This is a genomic window from Sinimarinibacterium flocculans (genome assembly GCF_003201205.1).
GTDB classification, from domain to species: Bacteria; Pseudomonadota; Gammaproteobacteria; order Nevskiales; family Nevskiaceae; genus Solimonas; species Solimonas flocculans.
Genome location: NZ_QICN01000008.1, coordinates 117,988 through 143,045, shown reverse-complemented (window position 1 = coordinate 143,045; position 25,058 = coordinate 117,988). Strand labels below are relative to the sequence as shown.

Sequence of the window (25,058 nt, the reverse complement as noted above, 5' to 3'; positions counted from 1 at the left end):
ATTGGGCATTACCCCCCACTGCCGTCGCCATGACCACCCTGTTCGTCGAGCAACTCACCGTCATCGACTGCGCCTACCTCGACGTGGCGCGCGGCCTCGTCGGCGAGAGCTGGATCGTCGATGTCGAACTCGAAGGTGCGCTCGACGAGCAGTCGATGGTGCTGGACTTCGGCGAGGTCAAGCGCCGTCTCAAGCGCGCCGTCGATACGCATGCCGATCACCGCCTGCTGGTGCCGGGACGGGCGCCCGAGGCGCAGTGGATCGAGGACGGCGACGCCGCGCACCTGCTGTTCCGGTCGGACATCGGCGCCATCGAGCACCGCTCACCGGGTGCCGCGGTGTTGCGCATCGACACCGACGAGATCACGCCCGAGGCCGTGGCGACAGATCTGCTGCCCCGGCTGCGGGCGGTCCTGCCGTCGAGCGTCGGCGGCGTGCGCCTCGGCTTGCGCAGCGAGCGCATCGACGGCGCCTATTACCACTACGTGCACGGCCTCAAGAAGCACGACGGCGCCTGCCAGCGCATCGCGCACGGTCACCGCTCCCGGATCGAGATCCGGGTGGACGGTCGACGCGATACCGCACTGGAGCACGGGGTCGCGTCGCGCTGGCTCGACATCTATCTCGGCACCCGCGCCGACATCGTCGCGCACGGCAGCGGCCGGGTACGCTTCGCGTACACCTCGCGGGAAGGTCACTATCAACTGGCGATGCCGGAAACGCACGTCGACCTGCTCGACGACGACAGCACGGTCGAGTGCATCGCCGGGCATCTGGCCCGCGGACTCGCACCGCAGCATCCCGGGCGCGAGATCCAGGTACGCGCCTACGAAGGCGTGATGAAGGGCGCCGTCGCCACCGCCAGGGCCTGAGCACGGCATTCAGACCGGGTTCAGTGGAGGCGCGTAGCCTCGTCCCCATGTACCGGCATTCCGCCTTGCTGCGTCTGCTCCTGACCGTTTGCGCGGCCGGACTCTCCGGATGCGTGACCAGCCCCTACTACACGCCGGCGCGAAGCAGCGTGTATTACGTCCAGGATCCGTGGTTCTACCGCAACGGCTACCGGTATTGTCATGACGTGTGGTACGGGTGCTCGCGTCCCTACTACGGCAACAGCTATTACGGCGGCTATCCGCCACCCCCGGCTCATCCGCCGCCGCCGGCCAAACCACCCCCGCGCCCGAGGCCGCCCCCGGACGACGAACCGGTCTACGCGCCCAAGCCCCCGCGCCTGATCCGGCTGGGACACAGCGAACCGGCGCCGGGCCGGGTGATCGCTCCCGCCCCCGCAAAGCCGCCCGTAACGGTGCGCGCGCCGGCCAAACCGCTGATCAAAGCGCCCCAGGCGTCGCTCCCGCAGCAGGCGCCTGCCCGTGCGGCTGCGCCCCCGGTGAGCCACGAGCGTTCGCGCACGGCCGACAGACCCCAATCGGCTGCCCGCCCTCGCCTGCTGCGCGAACGGCGAGAACGCTGACGAACGGGCCGCAGTACCCGGGGGCCTGACCGGGCGGCTGTGGTATAAAAGCGCCCCTTTTTTCGGGCCGCTCCCGCGGTAGCAGCACAATGGCCAGCAATACTCCCCCCGGCACCACCCCGGAAATCCGGTTCTTCTCCCGCATCAGCATCGAGCAGGTCGAGGAAGGGCACGAGCTGGCGCCGAAGTTCGACGAACACGGTCTGCTGCCCTGCGTCACCACCGCAGCGAAGACCGGCGAAGTGCTGATGCTCGGCTACATGAACGCCGAGGCCCTCAAGCGCACGATCGCCACCGGCGAGGCGCACTACTGGTCACGCTCGCGCGAGGTGCTGTGGCACAAGGGCGCCACCTCCGGCTTGGTGCAGAAGGTCGTCGACCTGCGCATCGACGACGATCAGGACGCGGTGTGGCTGCAGGTCGAAGTCGTCGGCGATGCCAGCTGCCACGTTGGTTTCCGCTCCTGCTTCTACCGCTCGGTACCGACCGGCGACGGCCCGGCGGAGCGCGAGCTGATCTACCGCGAAAGCGAGAAGACCTTCGATCCGAAGGAAGTCTACGGCGACGCGCCGAATCCGACGAAGCTCTGAGCCCTCCCTGCGAAAGCTTAGACGGCCTCCGAAGAGGCTGTTTATATCGATAGCAACGGGACCGAGGTCCCTAAAGCTTTGTGCCGATAGTCCCCACCGTCGGAAAACCTGATACGGTTTTTACCGCCCAAGAAGAATCCGGGGCGCAATGGACTATCGACTGGAAATCGATGCGGGCACAGCCGCCTGGTGTCCCGGGAGCCTTTGCAACCTGATAGAACCCTACCGCCATCTCGTCAAACGCATCGTGTTTGAAGGGCGTGGCGAAATGACGGAGTTCAACCCGCAAGCACGTCTGAGAGTATTGGGCCTGATCAAGCGGACAGTGATGCTTGGAAATCTGGAGTTCCACCTGCCGGCGGCATTGCGCGAAACCATCGCTAGCTACGTCCGCGTTCTGGAGTCCGGTGCCGGGGGACCGGCCCTGCCCTGACAGCACTCCCGACGTGACTTTAGTCCCATTTCGGGACTATACTGGGCCATGCGGGTCATCGCCCTGTCGACACTCAAGCAATTCTGGACCCGGTACCCGAACTGCAGGGACGCTGAGAGGCCGACGCTCGCCTGGTATCGGGACGTCGTGCAGGCGGACTGGTCGTCGCCAGCCGATGTGAAGCGCCAATTCGGCAACGCCAGCGTGCTGCGCGGCGGCCGGGTGGTCTTCAACATCGGCGGCAACAAGTACCGCATCGTGGTCTGGATCAACTATCACTACCGCGTCGTGTACATCCGTTTTATCGGCACACACGCGCAGTACGATGCCATCGACGTTCAGACGATCTGAGGTACCCGATATGAACATCAAGCCTATCAAGACCCGCAAGGACTACCGCGCAGCGCTCAAAGAAGTCGAGTCCCTGATGTCGGCCATTCCTGGCACAGACGAGGGTGACCGGCTGGACGTCCTGGTGACGCTGGTGGAGACCTACGAGCGCATCCATTTTCCGATGGACCTGCCAGACGCGGTGGACGCAATTGAATTTCGCATGGAGCAGCAGGGCCTCTCGGTGAAGGACCTTGAGCCGGTCATCGGGCGAAGGAACCGCGTTTACGAAATTTTGAGCCGCAAGCGGCCCTTGACCTTGCGCATGATCGAGGGCCTGCACACCAAGTTCGGGATTCCCGCAGAAAGCCTGCTGAAGCAGAGCGTCCGCAAGCCGCGTCGAGAAACGGCTTAGACGCCATGGCAAACGTGGCCGTCAACAGCTGGCGTGTCGTGTGGCCAGTTTCGATTGCCCTGTAGGCTCAAAGGACAGAGCGACACGACTACACGGTATTCCGGCGTACCCTTTTGCGAGAGAACTTCACCCAACATCAATTCTGGTCTACTTCAAGCTCTTCCCGACACCGGCGGCCGCGCAAGCGCAAGTCGAGCGACTCCGGCCGAACGTACCGGAAGACGCGCATGTCGCCTTCTTCTTCAGTACCGATAAGCAGTACGGCACGACGCGCGAATTCATCCGCCCGAGACGCAGCAAAATCCGGCACGGCGCTCTCGAACAGCTACTGCTTATCTAAAAAGAACGCACGCAAGTCAGAGAGTTGCGGGCGACCGGACCGTATCAGGCTTTCCAACGGTAGAGGACGGAAGAGGCGCTCGCCGTCGCGGCGTCTCCTACGGCTCCGCCGGTGCGTTCCACCAGCGCGCCGCCCTGCTGCGCCAGCCTTCGACCCGCAATGTGCCGTCCGGGTCGCGGACAATGCGCACCGCACCTTCCACGCCCGTGACGTGCTGGCGCACCCCGACCTCCGCGTAGCGCCCGACGACATCGCCACGCGGATGCCCGTAGCGGCTGCGCCAGCCCGCCGGGTGCACGACGACCTGCGGCGACACGGCGTCGATGAAGGCCGCCGTCGATGAGGTCCCGCTGCCGTGATGCGGCGAGAGCAGCAAATCCGCGGACAGCGCCGCTCGATGCGCCCGCAGCAGCCGCGCCTCGGCGCCGCGCTCGATGTCGCCGGGCAGCAGCACGTCGAAATCGCCGTCGATGTGCAACACGCAGGACCGGTTGTTCGGCGACCACGCGCCGTCGTCTGGATGCAGGAAGCGGAACACGACACCGTCCCACTGCCATGACAGGCCGTCGATGCAGGGCTCGCCGTCCGCCGTACCGATGACGCGATCCACTGCCAGCAGCCCGCGCACCGCATCGACGCCGCCCGCGTGGTCGTTGTCGCCGTGCGACAGCACCAGCGCGTCGATGCGGCGGATGTCCTGCGCCAGCAGATACGGCACGACCACCGAACGCCCGGCGTCGAAGCCTTCGTCGAAGGCCGGTCCGGCATCGAACAGCAGCGCGTGATGCGGCGTGCGCACGACGACCGCCGTGCCCTGCCCGACATCCAGCGCGGTGACCTCGAGACCCGTTACCGACGGTGTCCGCGGCACAACCAGCGCCGCGAGGCCGACCAGCGCCAGCGGCCGCAGCGGCAAACCGCGCGGCGCGAACAGCAGCACGGCGCCGATCGCGCCCAGCGCCAGCGCCGCGGGCTGCGGACTCGCCGGCCACCATGCCGACGGAACCGTATCCGCGGCCCAGGCCAGTGCCGCATGGACGCCGTCGAGCAGCCAGCCCGAGGCACGCAGGCAGACCCGGCCGAGCGGCTCCCACAACCCGTACAGCAGCAGCGAGGACATGAGCATCGGCGTCAGCACGCCGAAGACCGGCACCGCGATCAGGTTCGCCACGGGGGCGAGCCAGGCGAAGCCGGCGAAGAACCCCATCGTCATCGGAACCAGCACCAGACTCAGGAAGAGCTGCACGTGGATGGCCAGGCGCCAGGCGGGCGCACGGCGATGACGACCGAGGCTCACGTAGAGGATCGCGGCCACCGCGCCGAACGACAGCCACAGTCCCGGACTGAGCACGGCGAAGGGGTCGAGGGTGACGATCAGCGCGAAGGCGTACAGCAGCGCGCGCGACGGCTGCTGCAGGCGGTCCCTGGTCGCGGCGAGGATCAGCACCAGCAGCATGATCAGCGCACGTGTCACCGGTGGCTCGAAGCCGGCGAGCAGCGCGTAGACGATCGCGACCGCGCCCGACCCGTAGAGTCCGGCGCGCTGGGCCGGCACGCGCAGGCACAGCCATGGGAACAGCGACCACGACCAGCGCATCAGGAAGAACGCGAAACCGGTGACGATCGCGAGATTGAAGCCGGAGATCGCGATCAGATGCGTCGTGCCGGTGACGCGGAAGCGCTCCCAGTCCAGATCGGTCATGGCCGAGGTGTCGCCGACCGACAGCGCCGCCAGCAGGGACGCGGCCGGGCGTTCGCCCAGAACCGCGCCGATCGCGGCGACGATGTCGCGGCGCCAGCGCAGGAGGCGGTAGCCGCCGGAATCCTCGCAGAGCTCCGCGTCGCGCACGCTCGCAGTCGCTCCGATGCGCTCGCGCAGCAGCCAGGCCTCGTAGTCGAAGCCACCCGGATTGAACGAACCGCGCGGCGTGCGCAGACGCAGTTGCAGGCGCCAGCACTGGCCTGCGACCACCGCCGTGTCACTGCGATACCACGAGACGCGCAGTCGCGGCGGCAGCCCGGCCTGTCGGGTATCGAAGCGAAACCGCCAGGTCGGCCTGCCCTGCGGCTGCACCGCGCGCTCGGGTAGCGAGGCAACGATGCCCTCGACCCACAGGGTCTGGCCATGCCGCTGTGGCGGCAGGCGCTGATCCAGCGCACGCTGCCCATGCCAGCAAGTGAGCAACACCCCCAGCGCGACGGCGGACCACAGAACCCGCCCGCGCCACGGCAGCACGGCCGGCAGGGCGAGGGCTAGACAGGCACCGAGGCCAGGAAGGACGGGCAACAGGAACGGAGCGGCGACGCCCGCGCCATAGGCCAGCGCCAGCGTACGCAGATCGGTCGGCGGCCGCGGCCTCAGCGGCCCCGCGGCGACGGCATCCACATCGCGTCCCTCCCCGGCCGTCTTGCGGCGGCCTGAGCGGGGACTATGCCGCCTTCAGCGTCCCGCCATCCAGCGTCAGCACGCGATCCATGCGTCCGGCGAGCGCCAGATCGTGCGTCACCACCACCAGACTGGTGCCGAACTCGCGGTTCAGTTCGAGCATCAGGTCGAACACGCGCTCGGCAGTCTTGCGATCGAGGTTGCCGGTCGGCTCGTCGGCCAGCACGCAGGCGGGTTGCGTCACCAGCGCGCGCGCCACCGCGGCGCGCTGGCGCTCGCCGCCGGACAGTTCGCCCGGCTTGTGCGCCACACGCTCGCCCAGGCCGACGCGCTCCAGCAGTCGCTGCGCCTGTGCGTAGGCCTCGCCGGCCGGCAGGCGCCGGATCAGCATCGGCAACGCCACGTTCTCCAGGGCGCTGAACTCCGGCAGCAGGTGGTGGAACTGGTAGACGAAGCCCAGCGCGCGATTGCGCAGCCGGCCGCGCGCGGCATCCGACAGTGCCGACATGCGCTCGCCGCACACCCAGACCTCTCCGGCGCTCGGCGCATCGAGTCCGCCGAGGCAGTGCAGCAGCGTCGACTTGCCGGTGCCGCTGGCACCGACGATGGCGATGCGCTCGCCGCGCCGCACCTCGAAGTCGATACCGTGCAGCACCGCCAGCCGCAGGCGGCCGTCGTCGAAGGTCTTGGACAGGCCCTCGGCCTTGAGAATCGTTTCGGTCGCGGACCGCTCCACGCTGCTCGGCGCCTCACTCATAGCGCAGCGCCTCCGCGGGTTGCACGCGCGAGGCGCGCCAGGCCGGATACAGCGTCGACAGCAGCCCCAGGGCGAGCGACAGGCCGGCAATGCGCACGACGTCGGTCGACTTGAGTTCCGACGGCAGATCGCTGATGTAGTAGACGTCGGGCGAAAGGAACTGCTGGCCCATCAGCCGCTCGAGCAGCGGCACCAGGCTCTCGACATTCAGTGCCAGCGCGACGCCGCCGGCGACGCCGAGCAGGGTGCCGACGATGCCGATGATCGCCCCCTGCACCATGAAGATCGCCATGACCGAGCGCGGCGTCGCGCCGAGCGTGCGCATGATCGCGATGTCCGCCTGCTTGTCCTGCACGACCATGACCAGGGTCGAGACGATGTTGAACGCGGCCACGCCGACGATCAGCGACAGGATGATGAACATCACCATCTTCTCGGTACGCACCGCACGGAAGAAGTTGGAGTGGCTGCGGGTCCAGTCGTTGACATAGAACATGCCGGGCAGCTCGCCCGCGAGTTCGCGCGCCACCCGCGGCGCCTCGAACATGTCGTTCAGCTTGAGGCGTACGCCGGTGACGGTGTCGTCCATCCGCAGCAGGGCCTGCGCATCCGCCAGATGCACGACCACGAGCCCGCGATCGAACTCGTACATGCCGACGCGGAACACGCCGCTGACGGTGAAGCGGCGGAAACGCGGCATCACCCCGGCGGGGGTGACGCTGGCCTGCGGAATCATCAGGTCGACCTTGTCGCCGACGGTGGCGCCCAGCGCGGTGGCCAGCTCGAACCCGAGAACGATGTTGAAGCGCCCGGCCTCGAGCGACTCCAGCGACCCGGCCACCACGTGACGGCCGATGTCGGACACCGCGTTCTCCTGGTCCGGCAGCACACCGCGCAGCAGCGTGCCCGACAGCTCCTGCCCGACGCGGACCATGCCCTCGCCCTCGATGTACGGCGCCAGACCGGCGATGTCAGGATTGCGCGCCGCGATCGCCGACACGCCCTGCCAGTCCGCGAGGCCGCCGTCGAAGCCGGAAATCGTCGCGTGCGAGGCCATGCCGAGGATGCGCGTGCGCAGCTCGCGTTCGAAGCCGTTCATCACCGACAGGACCGTGATCAGCGCGGTCACGCCGATCGCGATGCCGAGCATCGAGGCCAGGGAGATGAACGAGATGAAGTGATTGCGCCGCTTCGCGCGCGTGTAGCGCAGGCCGGCGTAGAGTTCGTAGGGATGGCGCATGCGCGCGCATTAGACCACAGCGCCAGACCCCGGCGCCGGCTCCGCGAAGGCCGCCCCGCGGTGCTGCGGCGACGGCGCCGGTGCTATAGTCGGCGCCAACGCCTCAGCCCAAGTCCTGTCATGCGCAAGGTTTTTCGCTCGCTGCTGATTGCGTCCCTGCTGACGGTACCGACGATACGGGCCGAAATCCTGGAGTTGCCGGCCGGTGACCCTGCGGCAACCCTCGACGTGCCGTCGCGCGGCATGAGCCAGGCTGCCGTGGCGCGGCGCTACGGCGAACCGCTGCGCCGCCACGCGCCGGTCGGCGGCGGCAGTCCGCAGCAGCCGCCGATCACGCGCTGGGACTACGACGGCTGGTCGGTGTTCTACGAGAACAACACGGTTGTCGACGTCGTCGTCAAGGATGCGCCGGCCCCCGTGCACAACGTGGACGCGCTGCGGGCGGCTCCCTAAACTCCGCGCCGTCCGCCCCCGGGCCGCCTCGTGCGGCCCTTTTGATGTGCGCGCCGCCCGGAGCCCCCGCATGAGTGACCACACCGTCTTTCCCGCCGAATGGGCGCCGCAGGCCGCGGTGCAGCTGACGTGGCCGCGCCCCGACGGCGATTTCGCTCAGGCCTTCGACGCGGTCGAGCGGACCTTCGTCGACATCGCGGTGGCAGTCGCCGGGCGCCAGCCCCTGATTGTCGCCTGCGGCCCCGACATCGAGGCCCTGCGCCGGCGTCTGGTCGCCGCAGGCGCGCCGGCAGCCAACCTGCGGCTGCACGCCGTGGCGGCGAACGACGTCTGGGCCCGCGACCACGGGCCGATCACGGTGTTCCGCGACGGCCGCCCGGTGCATCTGGATTTCGTGTTCAACGGCTGGGGCGGCAAGTTCGACGCGACGCTGGACAACCGCGTCACACGCGAGCTCGACGCACAGCAGGTCTGGACGGCGCCGGTGGAATCGCTGGACTTCGTGCTCGAGGGCGGCGGCATCGAGTCCGACGGACTCGGCACGCTGCTGACCACCGAGCGCTGCCTGCTCGCACCGACGCGCAATCCGCAGTTCGACAAGGCGCAGATCGAGGCGAAGCTGAAGTCGTGGTTCGGCCTGCAACGCGTGCTGTGGCTGCACCACGGCGACCTGATCGGCGACGACACCGACGGCCACATCGACACCATCGCCCGCTTCTGCGATGCGCGCACGATCGCCTACCAGGCCTGCGACGATCGCGGCGACGCGCACTACGACGACCTCAAGGCGATGGAAGCCGAGCTGCAGGCCCTGCGCACCGCAGACGGCGCGCCGTACCGCTTGGTGCCGCTGCCGCTGCCGCGCGCGATCTTCGACGACGACGGCCGGCGGCTGCCGGCAGGCTATCCGAACTTCCTGATTCTCAACGGCGCGGTGCTGGTGCCGACCTACGGCAACACCGATCACGACGCGATCGCGCTCGAGCGCCTGCGCACCTGCTTTCCCGAACGCGAGATCGTCGGCATTGATTGCCGTCCCCTCATTGCCCAGTATGGCAGCCTGCACTGCGTGACCATGCAGATACCGAGCGCACCGCAATGACCCAGCCCCTTCGCGTCGGCCTCGTGCAACAGAGCTGCGGAACCGACCTCGACGCCAACCAGCGCGCCTCGGAGGCCGGCATCCGCGACGCCGCCGCGCGTGGCGCCCGGCTCGTGCTGCTGCAGGAACTGCATCGCAGCGTCTACTTCTGCCAGCACGAATCGACCGACCTGTTCGATCTCGCCGAGCCGATCCCGGGACCGTCGACGCAATGGCTCGGCGCGCTTGCCAAGGAGCTGAACGTCGTCATCGTCGGCTCGCTGTTCGAGAAGCGCGCGACCGGGCTCTACCACAACACGGCAGTCGTGATGGAGTCCGACGGCACGCTGGCCGGCATCTACCGCAAGATGCACATCCCGGACGATCCGGGCTACTACGAGAAGTTCTACTTCACGCCGGGCGACGCCGAGGGTCGCGGCTTCACGCCGATCGCCACCAGCGTCGGCAAGCTCGGCCTGCTCGTCTGCTGGGACCAGTGGTATCCGGAAGCCGCCCGCCTGATGGCGCTGGCCGGCGCCGATCTGCTGCTCTACCCGACAGCGATCGGCTGGAATCCGGCAGACCCCCCTGAAGAGAGGGGGCGCCAGCGCGACGCCTGGGTCACAATCCAGCGCGCCCATGCGGTCGCCAACGGCCTGCCGGTGCTGGTGGCCAACCGCGTTGGCTTCGAGTCGGATCCGACCGGCCAGTGGCCGGGCTCGCAGTTCTGGGGACACAGTTTCGTCGCCGGGCCGCAGGGCGAGATCGTCGTCGCCGCGGGCGAAGAGGCCGAGGTCGTCGTCGTCGACGTCGATCTCGAACGCAGCGAAAACGTGCGCCGCTGGTGGCCGTTCCTCCGCGACCGGCGGATCGACGCCTACGGCGACCTGACCCGTCGCTTCCGCGACTGAAGACACGCCACGTCCAGGAGGGACTGCACATGCACAGGATCGCCATTGGCCTGCTGGCCGCCGGCCTGCTGCCATCGATCGCGCTGGCGCAGGGCGCCCGCGTCGACCAGTTCCGCTGGCTCGCCGGCTGCTGGGCGTTCGACACGCCCGACGGCCGCTACGAGGAAATCTGGACCCCGCCGACCGGCAACAGCATGCTGGGTGTGTCGCGGCGCATCGTCGACGGCTTCACCCGCGAGTTCGAGTACATGCGCATCGTCACCAGCGGCGGTGGCGGCTTCGACTTCATCGCCCTGCCGCAGGGCGAGAACGCCACGCGCTTCAACAGCGTCTCGTTCACCGACGACAGCGTCGTGTTCGAGAATCCGGACAACGACTTTCCGAATCGCGTGACCTACACCCTGGCGCCGCCCGACGGCGTCGACGCGCGCATCGAAGGCCGATCGAACGGCCAGCCGATGGGCATCAACTTCCCCCTGAAACGCACGTCCTGTCCCTGAGCCCCGATCCCAATGACTGTCGAAACCGAAGAGCTGGAACTGTTCCGCGATACCGTCGTCCGCTTCCTCAAGGACAAGGTCGAACCGCACTACGACCAGTGGGAGCGCGACGGCATCCTGCCGCGCGAGCTGTACCTGGAAATGGGCGAGGCCGGCCTGCTGTGCGTCGACCAGCCCGAGGAGTACGGTGGCATCGGCGCGCCGTTCCAGTTCTCCTGCGTGGTCGTCGAGGAGGCGGCGCGCCTGGGCTTTCTCGCGCTGGCGTCGAACCTCACCGTGCATTCGGACATCGCCGCGCCGTACATCCTGCATCTGGGCACCGAGGAGCAGAAGCGCAAGTACCTGCCGAAGATGGCCAGCGGCGAGTGCATCGGCGCCATCGGCATGACCGAGCCGGGCGCCGGTTCCGACCTGCAGGGCATCAAGACCACGGCGACGCCCGACGGCGACGACTACCTCATCAGCGGCTCCAAGACCTTCATCACCAACGGCCAGAACGCCGGTGTCGTCGTGCTCGCGACCAAGACCGACCCCAAGGCCGGTGCCAAGGGCACGACGCTGTTCACCGTCGAGACCGGCCTGCACGGCTTCAAGCGCGGCCGCAACCTGGAGAAGGCCGGTTTGCAGTCGGCCGACACCTCGGAGCTGTTCTTCGACAACGTGCGCGTGCCGAAGTCCGAGATCCTCGGCCGCATCGGCGGCGGCTTCGGCCACCTGATCGACGAGCTGCCGCGCGAACGCCTGGTGCTCGCCGTGTCTGCGGTCGGCCATGCGCAGGGCGCGCTGGAGAAGACCATCGAGTACGTCACCCAGCGCAAGGCCTTCGGCCAGCCGATCGCCAGCTTCCAGAACACGCGCTTCGTGCTCGCCACCTGCAAGACCGACATCGAGGTGCATCGCGCCTTCGTCGAGAAGTGCAACGCGCAGTACGCCGAGGGCAAGCTCGACGTGCCGACCGCGGCGATGATCAAGCTCGCGACCACCGAGATGGAAGGTCGCGTCACCGACGCCTGCCTGCAGCTGTTCGGAGGCTACGGCTACATGGCCGAGTACCCGATCTCGCGCTACTGGGCCGACGCGCGCATCCAGCGCATCTACGGCGGCACGTCGGAGATCATGAAGGAAGTGATCGCACGCTCGATGGTCGGGCGCTGACAATCACCGGCCTCATCGGCGCCCCGCAGCCCGGTTTTGCGGCAGGCAGAGCCGGGAACCCGCCGTGGTGACGGCTTCCCGGCTCGGCTGGGCGGAACCGCGCCAGCCATCTAAGAGATCGCTTAACCCGAACCGGAACCTCAGGCCTCGGGTGGCTGTGCCGACTTCGGATCGGCCTTCAGTTCTGAAACCTTCTTGATTTCGCGCGGATCCTCTTCGCCGGTCTGCATGAAGCGCAGCTCCGGCGGAAGAGCCCAGTCGCCCAGTTCGTAACCGCCGGCCTTCATCTTGCGCGCCAGCGCTTCAACGGCCTTGATCGGGCCGCGAGTCGCGGCCTGGGTGCCGGGGCGCGAGATCAGCACGCCGATCTGTTCGAAGAAACGTCCGCGATCGGTGACGCGATTGCCGGATGCGGCCTTGCGCTCGGCCCACTTGCGCGCCGGCATGAACTCTTCGAACGTCGTGACGAACGCGCCGCCACCGTCGATGACGATCTGAATCAGATCGCCCTGCTTGATGACCCGGGCCTGCCCGGTCGCTGCTTCGAACAGGTTTTTCTGAGCAGCCATGTCAGTGTTACTCGAACTCCATGCCACCGGCGCCCTTGCGCACCGAGAAGCCGCCATTCTGCAGATCGTCGAAGATCTGCCGCGCATGCGCCTCGTCCTGCGCCTCGACCAGCACTTCGAGCGTCGCGTTCTTGGCATGGCCGCGATGCAGTCGCTCGTGGTGGACCTGCACGATGTTGCCACCGGATTCGCCGATGCGGCCGGCGACGCGCGCGAGAAAGCCCGGCTGGTCCTCGATGTCGATCGACAGCGAGATCAGCCTTTGCTCATGCACGAGCTGGCGCAGCAGCACGGAGGCCAGCAGTCGCGTATCGATGTTGCCGCCGCAGAGCACCAGGCCGACCGTGCGCCCGGCGAAGCGCGTCGGATCGGCGAGCAGTGCCGCCAGGCCGGTGGCGCCGGCGCCTTCGACGATGACTTTCTCGATGCCCGCGAGCAGGCCGATCGCGCGCTCGATCGCCGCCTCCTCGACGCGCATCAGCTCGGCCACGTGTTCGCGGATGATCTGCAAGGTAAGCCGCCCGATGTTCTTGACGGCGATGCCCTCGGCGATCGTTTGGCCGCCCTTGATCGGCACATCGTCGTCCTGCAGCGCGGCATAGGCCGAGGCATAGCCGGCCGACTCGACGCCGACCACCCGCAGTTCCGCCTTGATCGCATGCGCGGCGATGGCGATGCCGGAGATCAACCCGCCGCCGCCGATCGGGATCGCCAGGGTATCGAGCTGCGGCGCCTGCTCCAGCATCTCCAGCCCCACCGTTCCCTGGCCCGCGATCACGTGCGGATCGTCATACGGATGGACCAGCGTCATGCCCTGTTTGCCGACGAGTTCGGCCTCCAGGTACTCCTGGGCATCGGCCAGCGTATCGCCGCGCAGGATCACCTCACCGCCGAGCTCGCGCGTGTTGCGCACCTTGGTGAACGGCGTGCTCCGAGGCATCACGATCACGCTGCGGATGCCCAGACGCGTCGCGTGATAGGCCACGCCCTGTGCGTGGTTGCCGGCCGACATCGCGCAGACCCCGGCGGCACGCTCCGCCTCGCCGAGCTGGAGCAGCTTGTTCAGCGCGCCGCGCTCCTTGAACGAGGCTGTGAACTGGAAGTTCTCGAACTTGAGCCAGACCTCGGCACCGGTGAGTTTCGACAGCACCCGCGAGCGGGTGCAGGCCGTGCGCACGACCTGGCCGTCGATGTTCGCCGCGGCGCGGCGGATGTCGTCGATCGTCACCGTCATGTCCGGCGCCACCGCCTTTATTGTTTCGGCTCGCGCATGCGCACGCTGCTCACCCGCCCTTCGCTGAAGGTCACGTGCAGGCGGCGATCGCCGTCGAGCGCATAGCTCCAAGTCTCGCGTATTCCCGATTTCGACTCGCGCTTCGACACCACCGCCGGCTCTCCGTGAATGCGCCGCACATCGCCCGCGCTCATGCCCTCGACCACCGTGCGCGTGATCCGGCCGCTGCGCAGGCGTTCTTCCTCGGCCTTGCGCTTCTCGTGCTCCGCCACCCATTCGGCATCAGCGGCATCGCGCGCCCGGGTGCCGGCTTCGCGTCGCCGCTTCGCCTCTCCGAGCAGATCCGCCTTGGGCCCGGCCGGAATCACGACCGGGTCCGGCAGGTCCACCGGCCGCGCCTTGTTGCTGCACGGCTTGTCGGTGTAGCGGACCACGCCGTCCTGCTCGCAGCGGTACACCTGCGCGCCGGCGCTCCCGCACAGGGCGAGCGCCCCGGCAGCGGCCACGTGCAACAGGCGGCGCCCGCTCTTCGACATGGGCGGATTATGGCGCCTGCGCATCGCCGCCGCATGAGGGGAAAGACGCCATCCGGTAGAATTCCGGCCCGTTTTCCCACTCCCCGACTGCCCCATGTCCCAGTACGTCTACACCATGAACCGGGTCGGCAAGACCGTCCCGCCGAAGAAGGAAATCCTGCGCGACATCTCGCTGTCCTTCTTCCCCGGGGCCAAGATCGGCGTGCTCGGCTACAACGGCGCCGGCAAGTCGACGCTGCTGCGCATCATGGCCGGCATCGACAAGGAGTTTCACGGCGAAGCCCGCCCGATGCCGGGGCTCAAGGTCGGCTACCTGCCGCAGGAGCCGCAGCTCGACCCGAACAAGAACGTGCGCGAGAACGTCGAGGAAGCCCTGTCGGAAATCATCGGCCTGAAGGCCGAACTCGACGCGGTCTACGCCGCCTACGCCGAGGAGGACGCGGACTTCGACAAGCTTGCCGCCAAGCAGGCGGACCTGGAGGCGAAGATCGCCGCGGCCGACGCCGAGAATCTCAACGTGATTCTCGACAAGGCCGCCGAGGCGCTGAACCTGCCGCCCTGGGATGCCGACGTCACCAAGCTCTCGGGCGGCGAGCGCCGCCGCGTCGCGCTGTGCCGGCTGCTGCTGTCGAAGCCGGACATGATCCTGCTCGACGAGCCGACCAACCATCTCGACGCCGAATCGGTCGCCTGGCTGGAGAAGTTCCTCAAGGACTTCCCGGGCACGATCATCGCGGTCACCCACGATCGCTACTTCCTCGACAACGTCGCCGGCTGGATCCTCGAACTCGACCGCGGCCACGGCATTCCGTGGCAGGGCAATTACTCGACCTGGCTGGAGCAGAAGGAAAAGCGCCTCGAACAGGAACAGAAGTCCGAGGACGCGCATGCCAAGGCGATGAAGGAAGAGCTGGAGTGGGTGCGCAAGAACCCCAAGGGCCGGCAGGCCAAGTCGAAGGCGCGCGTGAAGGCCTTCGAGGAACTGGCCTCGCAGGAGTTCCAGAAGCGCGCCGAGACCAAGGAACTCTACATCCCGCCGGGGCCGCGCCTGGGCGACATGGTCATCGAGGTCAGTGACCTGAAAAAGCAGTACGGCGACCGGGTGCTGTACGAAGGCGTCAACTTCCAGGTGCCGCGCGGCGCGATCGTCGGCATCATCGGCGCCAACGGCATGGGTAAGACCACGCTGTTCCGCATGCTGATCGGTGCCGAGCAGCCGGACGGCGGCAGCATCAAGATCGGCGAGACGGTCAAGTTCGCCTACGTCGACCAGTCGCGCGACGCGCTGGACGGCAGCAAGACCGTCTTCCAGGAAATCTCCGGCGGCAACGACATCATCCGCGCCGGTTCCTACGAGATGCCGGCCCGCGCCTACATCGGCCGCTTCAACTTCAAGGGCGAGTCCCAGGGCAAGCGCATCCAGGACCTGTCCGGCGGCGAACGCAACCGCGTGCACCTGGCCAAGCTGCTGATGAGCGGCGGCAACGTGCTGCTGCTCGACGAGCCGACCAACGATCTCGACGTGGAAACGCTGCGCGCCCTCGAGGAGGCCCTGCTGGACTTCCCCGGCTGTGCGCTGGTGATCTCGCATGACCGCTGGTTCCTCGATCGCGTCGCCACCCACATCCTCGCCTTCGAGGATTCGGGCGAGGTGATCTGGCACGAGGGCAACTACCAGGACTACGAAGAGGACTTCCGCAAGCGCACCGGCGCCGAACCGGGTGTGAACCGGCGCGCGCGTCACAAGAAGCTCGCGTAGGATTTCGCCGCGATTGCGCAGCCGGTCACGGACGCCGCCATCGGCCCCGCTATGCTGCGCGCCTCGCCGGGCCACCGGTCTTTCGGGGTGATGCAGATGGTCGTATCGCAGCGGTTGTGGCGCAGTGCCGGTGTCGGAATCGGGATCGGCCTGCTGGCGTCGGTCTCCGCCCACGCGGCGGAAACCTACGGACGGCTGACCGTCGACATCCGCATCGACGGCGAGCAGAACTGGTCGGCCCAGCAGGACTGGGGCAAGACGAAGATCGCCGAGCGCTATCGCGTCGTCACCCATGTGCAGTGGGACGGCGAGCTGCAGACCGTCGACACGCTGGCCCCGGACTATGCCGAGAAGCAGATCGCCAAGGGCGCCGCGATCCAGCGCCGGGTGGCCGAGGTCCAGCAGCGCACCGGCACCGCGCCCAAGAACGTCCCGAAGACGCCCGAGGAGCAGCAGGCGCTGATGCAGCGCATGCAGACCGAACAGCTCGCTTGCAACAATGATCCGCAGTGCCTGATGAACCTGGCGATGCGCTACGCGCCGGTGATGAACGCAGTGGCGATGCAGGCCATGCCGCAGCCGGAAGCCGGCGCGCCCGAGATCGACCTCGATGCCGAGGAAGTGCCACGCTACGCGCACTACTACGGCTACGAAGGCTGCCCGACGACGATCGAGATGCACGTGGACTATCGGGCCGAGGGGGCCTGGGCCGATGTCGGCGGCATGGTGCCGTGGAAGGAAACCTACAGCGCCGACGACCGCGGCAACGACCTGCAGCGCAAGATGCAGTGCCTGGGCCAGCAGATGAGCTTCGATCCGCAGACCAACAGCTTTCACTCGCTCGGCTTCGGCCTGCCGCTGCCGCGGGGCTCGCGCGTGTACTGGGATCGCCTGCATGGCGAGGAGCGCGGCGACGGCGAGGTGCCGACGACCGGCGAGGCCCTGGCCTGGGCCTCCGAGCAGATGCGTGCGGCCCCGGCCAGCGGCTCGCGCCGCACCACGCTCAAGCCGGATCGCCCGCGCGGCGGCACCGTGACCACCGGTGCGCGTCACGATGGCGAGATCCGCGTGCAGATCGACTGGCGTTTCGAGCCCGACGTGCAACCGCGCTAGGCTCCCGCACATGCCGGACACCACGCTCGACCGACCGACCGCCGACTCGCGCGCCTACCGCTGGCGCGAACGGCGGCTGCTGCCGATCCTGCATCCCCAGGTCGTCGACGTGGACGGTCTGCTCGGTATCGACCGGCAGAAGCAGGCGCTGCTCGACAATACGCGCCGCTTCGTCGAGCGTCGTCCGGCCAACCATGCCTTGCTCACCGGCGCCCGCGGCACCGGCAAGTCCTCGCTGGTCAAGGCGATGCTGCACGCCTTCGGCGACCGCGGCCTGCGCATGGTCGAGGTGCCGCCGCACGATCTCACCGACCTGCCGGATATCGTTGCGCCGCTGCGCGGCCGTGACGAGCGCTTCGTGCTGTACGTCGACGATTTCTCGGTCGCGGCGAACGACCCTGCGCTGACGGCGCTGAAGACCGCCCTCGACGGCGGTGTCGAGGCACCGCCGGACAACGTGCTGATCTACGCCACCAGCAACCGGCGGCATCTGATGCCCGAGCTCCGGCGCGACAACGAGGAATATCACTGGGTCGACGACGAACTGCATCCGGGCGAATCGACCGAGGAGAAGATCTCGCTGTCCGAGCGCTTCGGCCTGTGGCTGTCGTTCCAGCCGTTCGACCAGGACCGCTATCTCGATCTGGTGCGCCTGCACCTGGGTGCACTCGGCGACACGCACTGGGACGAGGCGACCGAGAAGCTCGCGCTGCGCTGGGCACTGGAACGCGCCTCGCGCAGCGGTCGCGTCGCCCAGCAGTTCGCCCGTCACTGGGCAGGGCGCGCCGCCGGTTAGATCAGCACCGGCGTTGCGTGCGTCTGCGTGTCGGCGAGGGCCGCCGCGGATAACCTGCCCGGGACGGAGCGACTCGGTCGCGCGCTACCGCGTCACCCGCCGCAGCACGACCGCCTCGATTCGCTCGGTGCGCACCACGGCGTCGAAGTACTCCATGCCGCTGAGTTCGGTCAGGCGGACGCTGTCCTCGTCCACGGACGCAACGACGCCGCTGATCTCCTGGCCGGACTCGAGCCTGAGCGTCGCCCGCTTGCCCTTGAGTTCGAGCAGCGTCGCGACGATGACCTCTTCGCCGTCGGCCAGCGCCGGCGCGATCGGCAGCACGCCGGCCAGCAACACCAGCGCGGCAACGGCGCGGCGCGCGCTCATTTGTGGCTCTTGAGCAGCGTGGCAACCTTGTCGACGTACTTCTTCATCGCGTCGTCGGCCTTCGTGCCCTTGAGCTTGGCCCAGGCGTCGTACTTGGCACGCCCCACCATGTCGAGCATGCCCGGACGCGAACCCTTGACGTCTCCTTCGGCGGCCTGCTTGAAGTGGGCATAGAGGAACAGCATGTCCTCGTTGCCCGGACGCTTGGTCAGCGTCTTGACGTCCTTCTGCGCCTGCTCGAACGCGGCTTTGGTATCGGCCATGGTCTCTCTCCGTTCCGTGTTGTTCGGGTCGCGCGAGAATAGCAGAGCGCTCAGACCCGGCTGGCGAAAATCCGGCCGCTGCTGCCGTCGAGCGGAATCGCATAACCCAGTTCGACTTCGAAGTTGACGAAATGCGAGAAGCGGACCCGCAGCGCCGCCCCGAGACTGCCGTAGGTCCGTTCGAAATCGGCGTCCTCCGGTCGCCGGAACACGTTGCCCGCCTCGGCGAGCACCACCCAGCGCAGCCAGCGTTTCCACACCGGCCGGGCAAACTCCGCAGTGACGTAGTAGTACGCGTTACCTTCGATGAAGCTGCTGTCGTAGCCACGCAGGAACGACGCGCCGCCCAGGCTGTACTGCTCGACCTCGTCCGGCCCGCTGAAGTAGGCCCCGGTGTAGGCGCGCAGGTGCACGGTCTGGTGCTCGGTCCGGCCCACCTGCCACTGCCGCACGAATGCGGTATCGAGATCGACGTAGCTGTAGTCGCTGCCGAGTGCCTCGTCGGCGAAGCGCGCGCGCAGCAGCCAGTAGCGCCCGACGTCGCTGTAGATGCGGTTATGGAAGTCGCGATGGCTCACGAACGCCGAAGGCGACAGCGCCGCACCATAGGCCGGTGGCGCGAGCGCCCCGCTGGTGCGCTGCTGTTGCCAGCCCAGGCCTCCGCCGACGCTCCGGCCCTGGCTCGCCGGGCCGTCCGAGTACGTCCGCGAGATGCCGATACCGACACTGCGGAAGTTCTCGGTGAACTCGCCGTCCGTCGTCTCCACCGGCCTCGATGAATAGCCGGTACTGATCGCGATCGTGTAAGGCGAATCGAACGCGAACGGTGCGCTGTAGCTGGCGGCGTAGTTCGTTTCCCGGCCGATCCCCTGGCGCCGACGATCCTCCTGCTCGGCGAAGACGCGCAGTGTGTGGTTGAGGCCGGCGACGTTGTCCCAGCGCACCTGGGCGCCGTAGGCGTAGCGCCCGTCGCTCTTCGCGTCGAAGCGCGGCGTCGGCAGCAGGTAGTAGCGCTCGTCGACCCGGAATACCACGCGCACGCCGCCGCCGACGGGCTCCGTGCGCAGATCGACGGCGCGGAACAGGCCGAGATCGAGCAGGCCCTGGCGGCTGCGCTCGAGTGCCTGCGGCTCGGCCGGCTCGCCGATGCGGATGACCAGCTCGCGCAGCATCACCTTGGGCTGGGTTGCGGCGTTGCCCTCGAAGACGATCTCGACCACCGGCGGTGCCGCGGCCTGCTGTGCGCCGGACGGCGGCGCGAGCAGCATCGCCAGCACCGCCAGCAGCCGCCTCACACCTTGCGCTCCAGCGTCACGAACCGGTAGGGCCAGGCATGGCGGTCGTCGGCCTCGTGTCGCTCGGATTCGACTTCGCGCCACAGACTGCGATCGAACACGGGAAACCGCGTGTCGCCGTCGAGCGTGGCCCCGACTTCGGTGAGGTAGAGACGCTGCGCGCGCGCCAGTGTTTGCCGGTAGAGTTCGGCGCCGCCGATGACCATCAGCTCACCGTGCTCGTGTGCCGCGAGCGCCTCGTCCAGCGACCGGAACACCCGCGCGCCGTCGGCACGGAAGCCGGCATCGCGAGTCAGCACCCAGTTCTCGCGCTGCGGCAGCGGCCGGCCGAGCGACTCCCAGGTGCGGCGCCCCATCAGCACCGTCTTGCCCAGGGTTTGGCGCCTGAAGTACTTCAGGTCGTTGGGCAGGCGCCACGGCAGGTCGCCGTCGCGGCCGATCAGACCGCCGCGGTCCATCGCAACGATCAGGGACAGCGTCGGCGGGGTGGCCATGCTCGGGAGTGCTCCTCGCGGTCGGTGAACGTCGTGCCGTCAGGCCGGTGTCGCGGCCGCGTGCTCGCTGGCCACGCGGCCACGCAGCGCAGCGCGGTAGCGGCGGCTGCACGGCAGTGTAGCGCCGTCCTTCAGATGCACCCGTGCGTCGCCGGTATCGAGCGGCTCGATCGACGCGATCTGATCGAGGTTGACGATGTAGCTGCGGTGGATGCGGACGAAGCGCGCCGGGTCGAGTCGCGCCTCGATACCGCCGATCGTGCTGCGCAGCGGGTAGTCGTGTCCGCGCACGCGCAGATTGACGTAATTGCCCCAGGCCTGGAGCCATTCGATGTCGGCCGCCGCGACCAGGAACTCGCGCCCGACCTTTCGGACCAGGAAGCGCTCCGGCCGCTCGACCGGCTCGACCGGCGGCCCCTCGTCCGGCTCCGCGAGCAGATGGACCTCCCCCTGCAGGCGCCGCATCAGCAGCCCGTAGAAGTCGAACACGAGGATGAGCAGGGCGTAGGAGCGGACGTCCTTCAGGTACTCGTACCAGAGCTCACGCGGCCACGGGCCGAAGTCGTAGTCCAGGCCCTGGCTGCGATAGACGAGCTGGCGCAGGCCGACCATGCCGACGACATGAACGAGGCAGACGGCGACGCTGGCCAGCGCGTGAACCGCCAGGGCGCGCCGCCAGGTGTCCCGGGTCAGCGGCAGGCGCCGGTTGAGGGCAGCGACGGCCGGAACGATGAGCAGCCACATCAGGCTGCTCGACACCTCCCAGACCACCGGCTCCCAGGCGGCGATCGGCAGGCCGGCGCGGCGGATGTCGATCTGCGTCGTCAGGCTGTTGGCGACGGCATTGACGGTCAGCAGGACGAGCCAGAAGCCGATCTCGACGGTGGGTCGCCACGGCTGATAGCGCTCGTAGGCGGTGCGGGCGGTCGCGGGCATGGCCTCATTCTAGTGGCCTGCAACAGAGGAATCGCTGGCGCCTGGCCGCGTCTCCCACACCGATGCGGCGTTGCTCGGCGTCGCCATAGCCACCGCTATGCCTCCTTCTCGCGCCTTGCCTCGGCGCACGAGCCATCGGCCATGCTCACTACCTCTTCCTCTGCTACCGGCCACCAGGCCACGAACCGTCCCTGACGTCCGCGATTCGTCACTCGCCACGGGCAATGCATCCCCTCGCGGTGGCCGGCGCCGCCCACGGCTGCCAGCGTGAGCACCGTCCTTCACCCGGAATTCCCCGATGACTCGCCGCCACGACCTCGACTGGGTCCGCGTCCTCGCCTTCGCACTGCTCGTCGTCTACCACGTCGGCATGTACTACGTGAGCTGGGACTGGCACGTGAAAAGCCCCTTCGCCGGGGCCGCGGCCGAACCGTTCATGCTGCTGTCGGCCCCGTGGCGGCTGAGCCTGCTGTTCCTGGTGTCGGGCGCGGCCAGCGCGTTTCTCATGGACAAGCTGCGCGCGGGCTTTGTCGGGGTGCGCAGCCTGCGCCTGCTACCGCCCCAGATCTTCGGCATGCTCGTGGTGGTGCCGCCGCAGTCCTACTTCGAGGTGGTCGAGAAGCTTGGCTACGCCGGGGGCTATCTGTCGTTCTGGGGCCGGTATCTGCAGGCCGACGGCAGCTTCTGTCGCGACGGCGACTGCCTGATCCTGCCGACCTGGAACCACCTGTGGTTCGTGAGCTATCTGTGGGTCTACACGCTCGTCCTGGCACTGGTCGTCCGCGTCGCACCGCGGCTGCGCGCATCGCTGACCCGCGGACTCGAGGCGCTGCTGCGCGGCTGGGGGCTGCTGCTGTGGCCGGCGGTGGCGCTCGGCCTCGCCCGTCTGATGCTGCTCGACCGCTTCGGCTCGACCCATGCGCTGATCGACGACGGCTACAACCACGCCCAGTATTTCGCCGTGTTCGCGCTCGGCTTTCTCATCGCACACAGCACCGCCGTCTGGGCCGGCGTCGAGCGTTTGCGCTGGCCGGCGCTGCTGCTGGCACTCGCCGCCTGGGCCGCGCTGATCGCCTACTTCGTCGGCTTTGCCGATATGGCGCCGCCGGACGGCCTGCGTGGCGCGATGCGCCTGGTCTGGGGACTCAACCAGTGGTCCGCGATCGTCGCGATCCTCGGGTTCGCGCGGCGCTGGGCGCCTCGCGACAGCCGCCTGCTGCGCTATCTTGTCCCTGCGGTGTTTCCGGTCTACATCCTGCACCAGACCGTCATCGTGGTCGCCGCGCTCGGACTCAAGCCGCTGGCCCTGCATCCGGGACTGGAAGCACCGCTGCTGATGGCGCTGACCTTCGCGGTCTGTTTGGCCGCCTACGAGGGCATCCGCCGCGTGTACCTGTTGCGACCGCTGTTCGGGCTACCGGCCGCGGCGCGCCGGCGCCACGGGTCCGCCGTCAGACCGCAACCGGCGCCTTGATGTGCGGATGCGGGTCGTAGCCGGACAAGGTGAAGTCCTCGAAGCGGAATGCGAACAGGTCGGTCACGTCGGGATTCAGCGTCATCGTCGGAAGCGGACGCGGGCTGCGTGAAAGCTGCTCGCGGGTCTGATCCAGGTGATTGGTGTACAGGTGACAGTCGCCGCCGGTCCAGACGAAGTCTCCGGGCTTCAGTCCCGCGACCTGGGCGATCATCATCGTCAGCAGCGCATAGCTGGCGATGTTGAACGGCACGCCGAGGAAGATGTCGGCGCTGCGCTGGTAGAGCTGGCAGGACAGGTGCCCCTGCGCGACGTAGAACTGGAAGAACGCGTGGCACGGCATCAGCGCCATCTGATCCAGCTCGCCGACATTCCAGGCCGAGACGATCAGCCGCCGCGAATCCGGGTTGCCGCGGATCTGGTCGAGCAGCAGCTGGATCTGGTCGATGTGGCGGCCGTCGGCCGTCGGCCACGAGCGCCACTGCTTGCCGTAGACCGGGCCGAGCTCGCCGTTGTCGTCGGCCCATTCGTCCCAGATCGAGACGCCGTTATCCTTCAGGTAGCGGATGTTGGTCTCGCCCTTCAGGAACCACAGCAGCTCATGGATGATCGAGCGCAGGTGGACCTTCTTGGTCGTCACCAGCGGAAAGCCGTCGCTCAGGCGAAAGCGCATCTGCTGGCCGAACACCGACAACGTGCCGGTGCCGGTACGGTCGCTCTTCTCCACGCCGTGTTCGAGCACGTGGCGCATCAGGTCGAGGTACTGGCGCATGCAACTCCTGCGGGCGGCTTAAACTGCGACGGACCGCATTGTAATCCCGACCCGTGCCATGAGCCTTCTCATCGAAACCCCGCGATGCGTCATCCGTGCCTGGCAACCGGAGCGTGACCGCGCCGGCCTCATGCGCATGACCTCGGACGCGGAGATGATGCGCTACATCACCGGCGGCGAGACCTGGGACGACGCACGCGTCGACGGCCTGTTCGCACGGCAGGCGCGCAGCATGGCGGCGCACGGCGTCTGCGTCGGCGCGCTGTGCCGCAAGGACGACGGCGAGATCGTCGGCATCGTCGGCGTGCAGCCGCTGGATCGTCTCGACGGCTTCGATCTCGGCTGGTGGATCTGGCGTGCGTACTGGAACCAGGGCTTGGCGACCGAAGCCGCGATCGCAAGCTGCGACGATGCCTTCGGCCGCGCGGGTCTGCAGCGCCTGTATGCCTGCATCGATCCGGACAACCATGCGTCGCACGGTGTCGCACGCAAGCTGGGCATGCGCGCCATTGGCCGCATGAAGGCCAGCGAAACCGGCTCATGGCGCAACGACGCTCTCGTGGACGTCTACGAACTCACCCGGCCGGACTGGCAGGCTCAGCGCCTGCGATAGGCGAGCAGCAGCATCGCCGCGCCGGCCAGCCACATCGGCGCCGACAGCACCATGCCCATGGTCAGCCAGCCTGTGCCGGCCAGGTAGCCGATGTGCGCGTCGGGCAGGCGCACCGTCTCGACCAGCGTCCGGAAGAGCCCGTAGCCGAGCAGGAACAGGCCGCCGACGGCCATGCGCGGTCGCGGCTTGCGCGCGAACCACCACAGGATCGCAAACAGTACGGCGCCTTCGAGGAAGGCCTCGTAGAGCATCGACGGGTGGCGCGGCTCGGGTCCGGCGGCGGGAAACACCATGCCCCAGGGCAGCGTCGTCGGCGCGCCCCAGAGTTCGCCATTGATGAAGTTGCCGATGCGCCCGGTGAGCAGGCCGAGCGGAATCATCGGTACGGCGAAATCACCCACGTCGAAGAAGTTCAGCTTGTGCACGCGGCCGAACCACCACATCGCCACGAGTACACCGATCAGCCCGCCGTGGAAGGACATGCCGCCCTCCCAGATGCGCAGGATCGACAGCGGCTCCGCCAGGAAGGCCGGCAGGTTGTAGAAAAGCGTGTAGCCGATGCGTCCGCCCAGGATCACGCCGACGACGCCGTAGAACAGCAGGTCCGACACGCGCTCGCGCGGCCAGTCGATGTGCGGCTGCGCCGCCCTGCGGCCGCCGAACCACCAGAAGCCGAGAAAGCCGAGCAGGTACATCAGCCCGTACCAGTAAACGGCCAGCGGGCCGAGCCTGACGGCGACGGGATCGAATCCGGGATGTACGAGCATGGG

28 protein-coding genes are annotated in these 25,058 nt (G+C 68.0%); 15 read left to right on the top strand and 13 right to left on the bottom strand.

The window, feature by feature from the left end; all coding sequences use genetic code 11:
• Window positions 1–29 precede the first annotated feature (29 nt).
• The 5 genes from C8D93_RS14495 to C8D93_RS14475 all read left to right on the top strand — a co-directional run bounded on the left by C8D93_RS14495 (window position 30) and on the right by C8D93_RS14475 (window position 3,242).
• Window positions 30–872: a 6-carboxytetrahydropterin synthase gene (locus C8D93_RS14495; RefSeq protein WP_110265929.1), complete on the top strand. Its 843-nt coding sequence runs from the start codon at window positions 30–32 to the stop codon at window positions 870–872.
• A gap of 691 nt (window positions 873–1,563) precedes the next feature.
• A complete protein-coding gene (gene hisI, locus C8D93_RS14485) occupies window positions 1,564–2,064 on the top strand; it encodes a phosphoribosyl-AMP cyclohydrolase (RefSeq protein ID WP_110265928.1) in 501 nt (166 codons plus the stop codon).
• Between the two features lie 148 nt (window positions 2,065–2,212).
• Entirely contained in the window at window positions 2,213–2,497 is a 285-nt protein-coding gene (locus tag C8D93_RS20460; RefSeq protein WP_146216621.1) for a CRISPR-associated endonuclease Cas1, read from the top strand.
• 48 nt (window positions 2,498–2,545) lie between these two features.
• Window positions 2,546–2,848: a type II toxin-antitoxin system HigB family toxin gene (locus C8D93_RS14480; RefSeq protein ID WP_110265927.1), complete on the top strand. Its 303-nt coding sequence runs from the start codon at window positions 2,546–2,548 to the stop codon at window positions 2,846–2,848.
• A 10-nt stretch (window positions 2,849–2,858) separates the two neighbouring features.
• On the top strand, window positions 2,859–3,242 hold the full coding sequence (locus C8D93_RS14475; protein ID WP_110265926.1) for a helix-turn-helix domain-containing protein: 384 nt from the start codon (window positions 2,859–2,861) through the stop codon (window positions 3,240–3,242).
• A gap of 437 nt (window positions 3,243–3,679) precedes the next feature.
• Here C8D93_RS14475 and C8D93_RS14470 read toward each other — a convergent pair whose 3' ends face one another.
• The 3 genes from C8D93_RS14470 to C8D93_RS14460 are packed head-to-tail and all read right to left on the bottom strand — an operon-like array spanning window position 3,680 to window position 7,965.
• Window positions 3,680–5,968 carry a DNA internalization-related competence protein ComEC/Rec2 gene (locus C8D93_RS14470; protein WP_110265925.1) on the bottom strand — a complete coding sequence of 763 codons (2,289 nt, stop codon included), beginning with the start codon at window positions 5,966–5,968 and terminating at the stop codon, window positions 3,680–3,682.
• A 43-nt stretch (window positions 5,969–6,011) separates the two neighbouring features.
• Complete coding sequence (gene lolD, locus C8D93_RS14465) at window positions 6,012–6,725, bottom strand: lipoprotein-releasing ABC transporter ATP-binding protein LolD (RefSeq protein WP_110265924.1); 714 nt, start codon at window positions 6,723–6,725, stop codon at window positions 6,012–6,014.
• On the bottom strand, window positions 6,718–7,965 hold the full coding sequence (locus C8D93_RS14460; protein ID WP_110265923.1) for a lipoprotein-releasing ABC transporter permease subunit: 1,248 nt from the start codon (window positions 7,963–7,965) through the stop codon (window positions 6,718–6,720). Before C8D93_RS14460 ends, lolD begins: the two co-directional genes overlap by 8 nt.
• A 120-nt stretch (window positions 7,966–8,085) precedes the next feature.
• On the opposite strand from C8D93_RS14460, the gene C8D93_RS14455 reads away from it, so the two are divergent.
• The 5 genes from C8D93_RS14455 (at window position 8,086) to C8D93_RS14435 (ending at window position 12,065) form a co-directional block, all read left to right on the top strand.
• On the top strand, window positions 8,086–8,418 hold the full coding sequence (locus C8D93_RS14455; protein ID WP_110265922.1) for a phosphodiesterase: 333 nt from the start codon (window positions 8,086–8,088) through the stop codon (window positions 8,416–8,418).
• 70 nt (window positions 8,419–8,488) lie between these two features.
• The gene (locus tag C8D93_RS14450) at window positions 8,489–9,520 is read left to right on the top strand and encodes an agmatine deiminase family protein (protein ID WP_110265921.1); all 1,032 of its coding nucleotides are present in this window, start codon (window positions 8,489–8,491) and stop codon (window positions 9,518–9,520) included.
• A complete protein-coding gene (locus C8D93_RS14445) occupies window positions 9,517–10,410 on the top strand; it encodes a carbon-nitrogen hydrolase (RefSeq protein WP_110265920.1) in 894 nt (297 codons plus the stop codon). The genes C8D93_RS14450 and C8D93_RS14445 overlap by 4 nt, the downstream gene beginning before the upstream one ends.
• 29 nt (window positions 10,411–10,439) lie before the next feature.
• Window positions 10,440–10,910, top strand: a complete 471-nt coding sequence (locus C8D93_RS14440; RefSeq protein ID WP_110265919.1) for a DUF6265 family protein — start codon at window positions 10,440–10,442, stop codon at window positions 10,908–10,910.
• 12 nt (window positions 10,911–10,922) lie between these two features.
• Complete coding sequence (locus C8D93_RS14435) at window positions 10,923–12,065, top strand: acyl-CoA dehydrogenase family protein (RefSeq protein WP_110265918.1); 1,143 nt, start codon at window positions 10,923–10,925, stop codon at window positions 12,063–12,065.
• Between the two features lie 140 nt (window positions 12,066–12,205).
• Here C8D93_RS14435 and C8D93_RS14430 read toward each other — a convergent pair whose 3' ends face one another.
• The 3 genes from C8D93_RS14430 to C8D93_RS14420 are packed head-to-tail and all read right to left on the bottom strand — an operon-like array spanning window position 12,206 to window position 14,404.
• Complete coding sequence (locus C8D93_RS14430) at window positions 12,206–12,634, bottom strand: hypothetical protein (protein ID WP_110265917.1); 429 nt, start codon at window positions 12,632–12,634, stop codon at window positions 12,206–12,208.
• 7 nt (window positions 12,635–12,641) lie between these two features.
• Complete coding sequence (locus tag C8D93_RS14425) at window positions 12,642–13,868, bottom strand: threonine ammonia-lyase (RefSeq protein WP_110265916.1); 1,227 nt, start codon at window positions 13,866–13,868, stop codon at window positions 12,642–12,644.
• A gap of 17 nt (window positions 13,869–13,885) precedes the next feature.
• Window positions 13,886–14,404, bottom strand: coding sequence for a DUF4124 domain-containing protein (locus C8D93_RS14420; RefSeq protein ID WP_170124041.1), 519 nt, complete (start codon window positions 14,402–14,404; stop codon window positions 13,886–13,888).
• A 94-nt stretch (window positions 14,405–14,498) separates the two neighbouring features.
• Between C8D93_RS14420 and ettA the strand changes: the two genes are divergently transcribed.
• The 3 genes from ettA to C8D93_RS14405 all read left to right on the top strand — a co-directional run bounded on the left by ettA (window position 14,499) and on the right by C8D93_RS14405 (window position 18,072).
• A complete protein-coding gene (ettA, locus tag C8D93_RS14415; protein ID WP_110265914.1) occupies window positions 14,499–16,163 on the top strand; it encodes an energy-dependent translational throttle protein EttA in 1,665 nt (554 codons plus the stop codon).
• 96 nt (window positions 16,164–16,259) lie between these two features.
• A complete protein-coding gene (locus C8D93_RS14410; RefSeq protein ID WP_146216620.1) occupies window positions 16,260–17,276 on the top strand; it encodes a hypothetical protein in 1,017 nt (338 codons plus the stop codon).
• 10 nt (window positions 17,277–17,286) lie between these two features.
• The gene (locus C8D93_RS14405) at window positions 17,287–18,072 is read left to right on the top strand and encodes an ATP-binding protein (RefSeq protein ID WP_110265912.1); all 786 of its coding nucleotides are present in this window, start codon (window positions 17,287–17,289) and stop codon (window positions 18,070–18,072) included.
• Window positions 18,073–18,156: 84 nt separating this feature from the next.
• Here the strand turns inward: C8D93_RS14405 and C8D93_RS14400 are convergent, their stop codons facing one another.
• From C8D93_RS14400 to C8D93_RS14380, 5 genes are read right to left on the bottom strand one after another with little or no spacing between them, the layout of a single operon-like run.
• Window positions 18,157–18,441: a hypothetical protein gene (locus C8D93_RS14400; protein WP_110265911.1), complete on the bottom strand. Its 285-nt coding sequence runs from the start codon at window positions 18,439–18,441 to the stop codon at window positions 18,157–18,159.
• A complete protein-coding gene (locus C8D93_RS14395; protein WP_110265910.1) occupies window positions 18,438–18,704 on the bottom strand; it encodes an acyl-CoA-binding protein in 267 nt (88 codons plus the stop codon). The genes C8D93_RS14400 and C8D93_RS14395 overlap by 4 nt, the downstream gene beginning before the upstream one ends.
• A 50-nt stretch (window positions 18,705–18,754) precedes the next feature.
• On the bottom strand, window positions 18,755–19,999 hold the full coding sequence (locus C8D93_RS14390) for a ShlB/FhaC/HecB family hemolysin secretion/activation protein (RefSeq protein ID WP_110265909.1): 1,245 nt from the start codon (window positions 19,997–19,999) through the stop codon (window positions 18,755–18,757).
• Window positions 19,996–20,493: a dihydrofolate reductase gene (locus tag C8D93_RS14385; protein ID WP_110265908.1), complete on the bottom strand. Its 498-nt coding sequence runs from the start codon at window positions 20,491–20,493 to the stop codon at window positions 19,996–19,998. The genes C8D93_RS14390 and C8D93_RS14385 overlap by 4 nt, the downstream gene beginning before the upstream one ends.
• A gap of 39 nt (window positions 20,494–20,532) precedes the next feature.
• Window positions 20,533–21,429, bottom strand: a complete 897-nt coding sequence (locus C8D93_RS14380; RefSeq protein ID WP_110265907.1) for a LytTR family DNA-binding domain-containing protein — start codon at window positions 21,427–21,429, stop codon at window positions 20,533–20,535.
• Between the two features lie 298 nt (window positions 21,430–21,727).
• Between C8D93_RS14380 and C8D93_RS14375 the strand changes: the two genes are divergently transcribed.
• Window positions 21,728–22,903: an acyltransferase family protein gene (locus C8D93_RS14375; RefSeq protein WP_110265906.1), complete on the top strand. Its 1,176-nt coding sequence runs from the start codon at window positions 21,728–21,730 to the stop codon at window positions 22,901–22,903.
• Here C8D93_RS14375 and C8D93_RS14370 read toward each other — a convergent pair.
• Window positions 22,881–23,675, bottom strand: coding sequence for a thymidylate synthase (locus tag C8D93_RS14370; RefSeq protein WP_110265905.1), 795 nt, complete (start codon window positions 23,673–23,675; stop codon window positions 22,881–22,883). The genes C8D93_RS14375 and C8D93_RS14370 overlap by 23 nt on opposite strands.
• A gap of 58 nt (window positions 23,676–23,733) precedes the next feature.
• Between C8D93_RS14370 and C8D93_RS14365 the strand changes: the two genes are divergently transcribed.
• Window positions 23,734–24,288: a GNAT family N-acetyltransferase gene (locus C8D93_RS14365; RefSeq protein WP_110265904.1), complete on the top strand. Its 555-nt coding sequence runs from the start codon at window positions 23,734–23,736 to the stop codon at window positions 24,286–24,288.
• Here the strand turns inward: C8D93_RS14365 and lgt are convergent.
• The gene (gene lgt / locus C8D93_RS14360; protein ID WP_110265903.1) at window positions 24,273–25,055 is read right to left on the bottom strand and encodes a prolipoprotein diacylglyceryl transferase; all 783 of its coding nucleotides are present in this window, start codon (window positions 25,053–25,055) and stop codon (window positions 24,273–24,275) included. The two genes, C8D93_RS14365 and lgt, sit on opposite strands and share 16 nt — an antisense overlap.
• Between the last annotated feature and the right edge of the window lie 3 nt (window positions 25,056–25,058).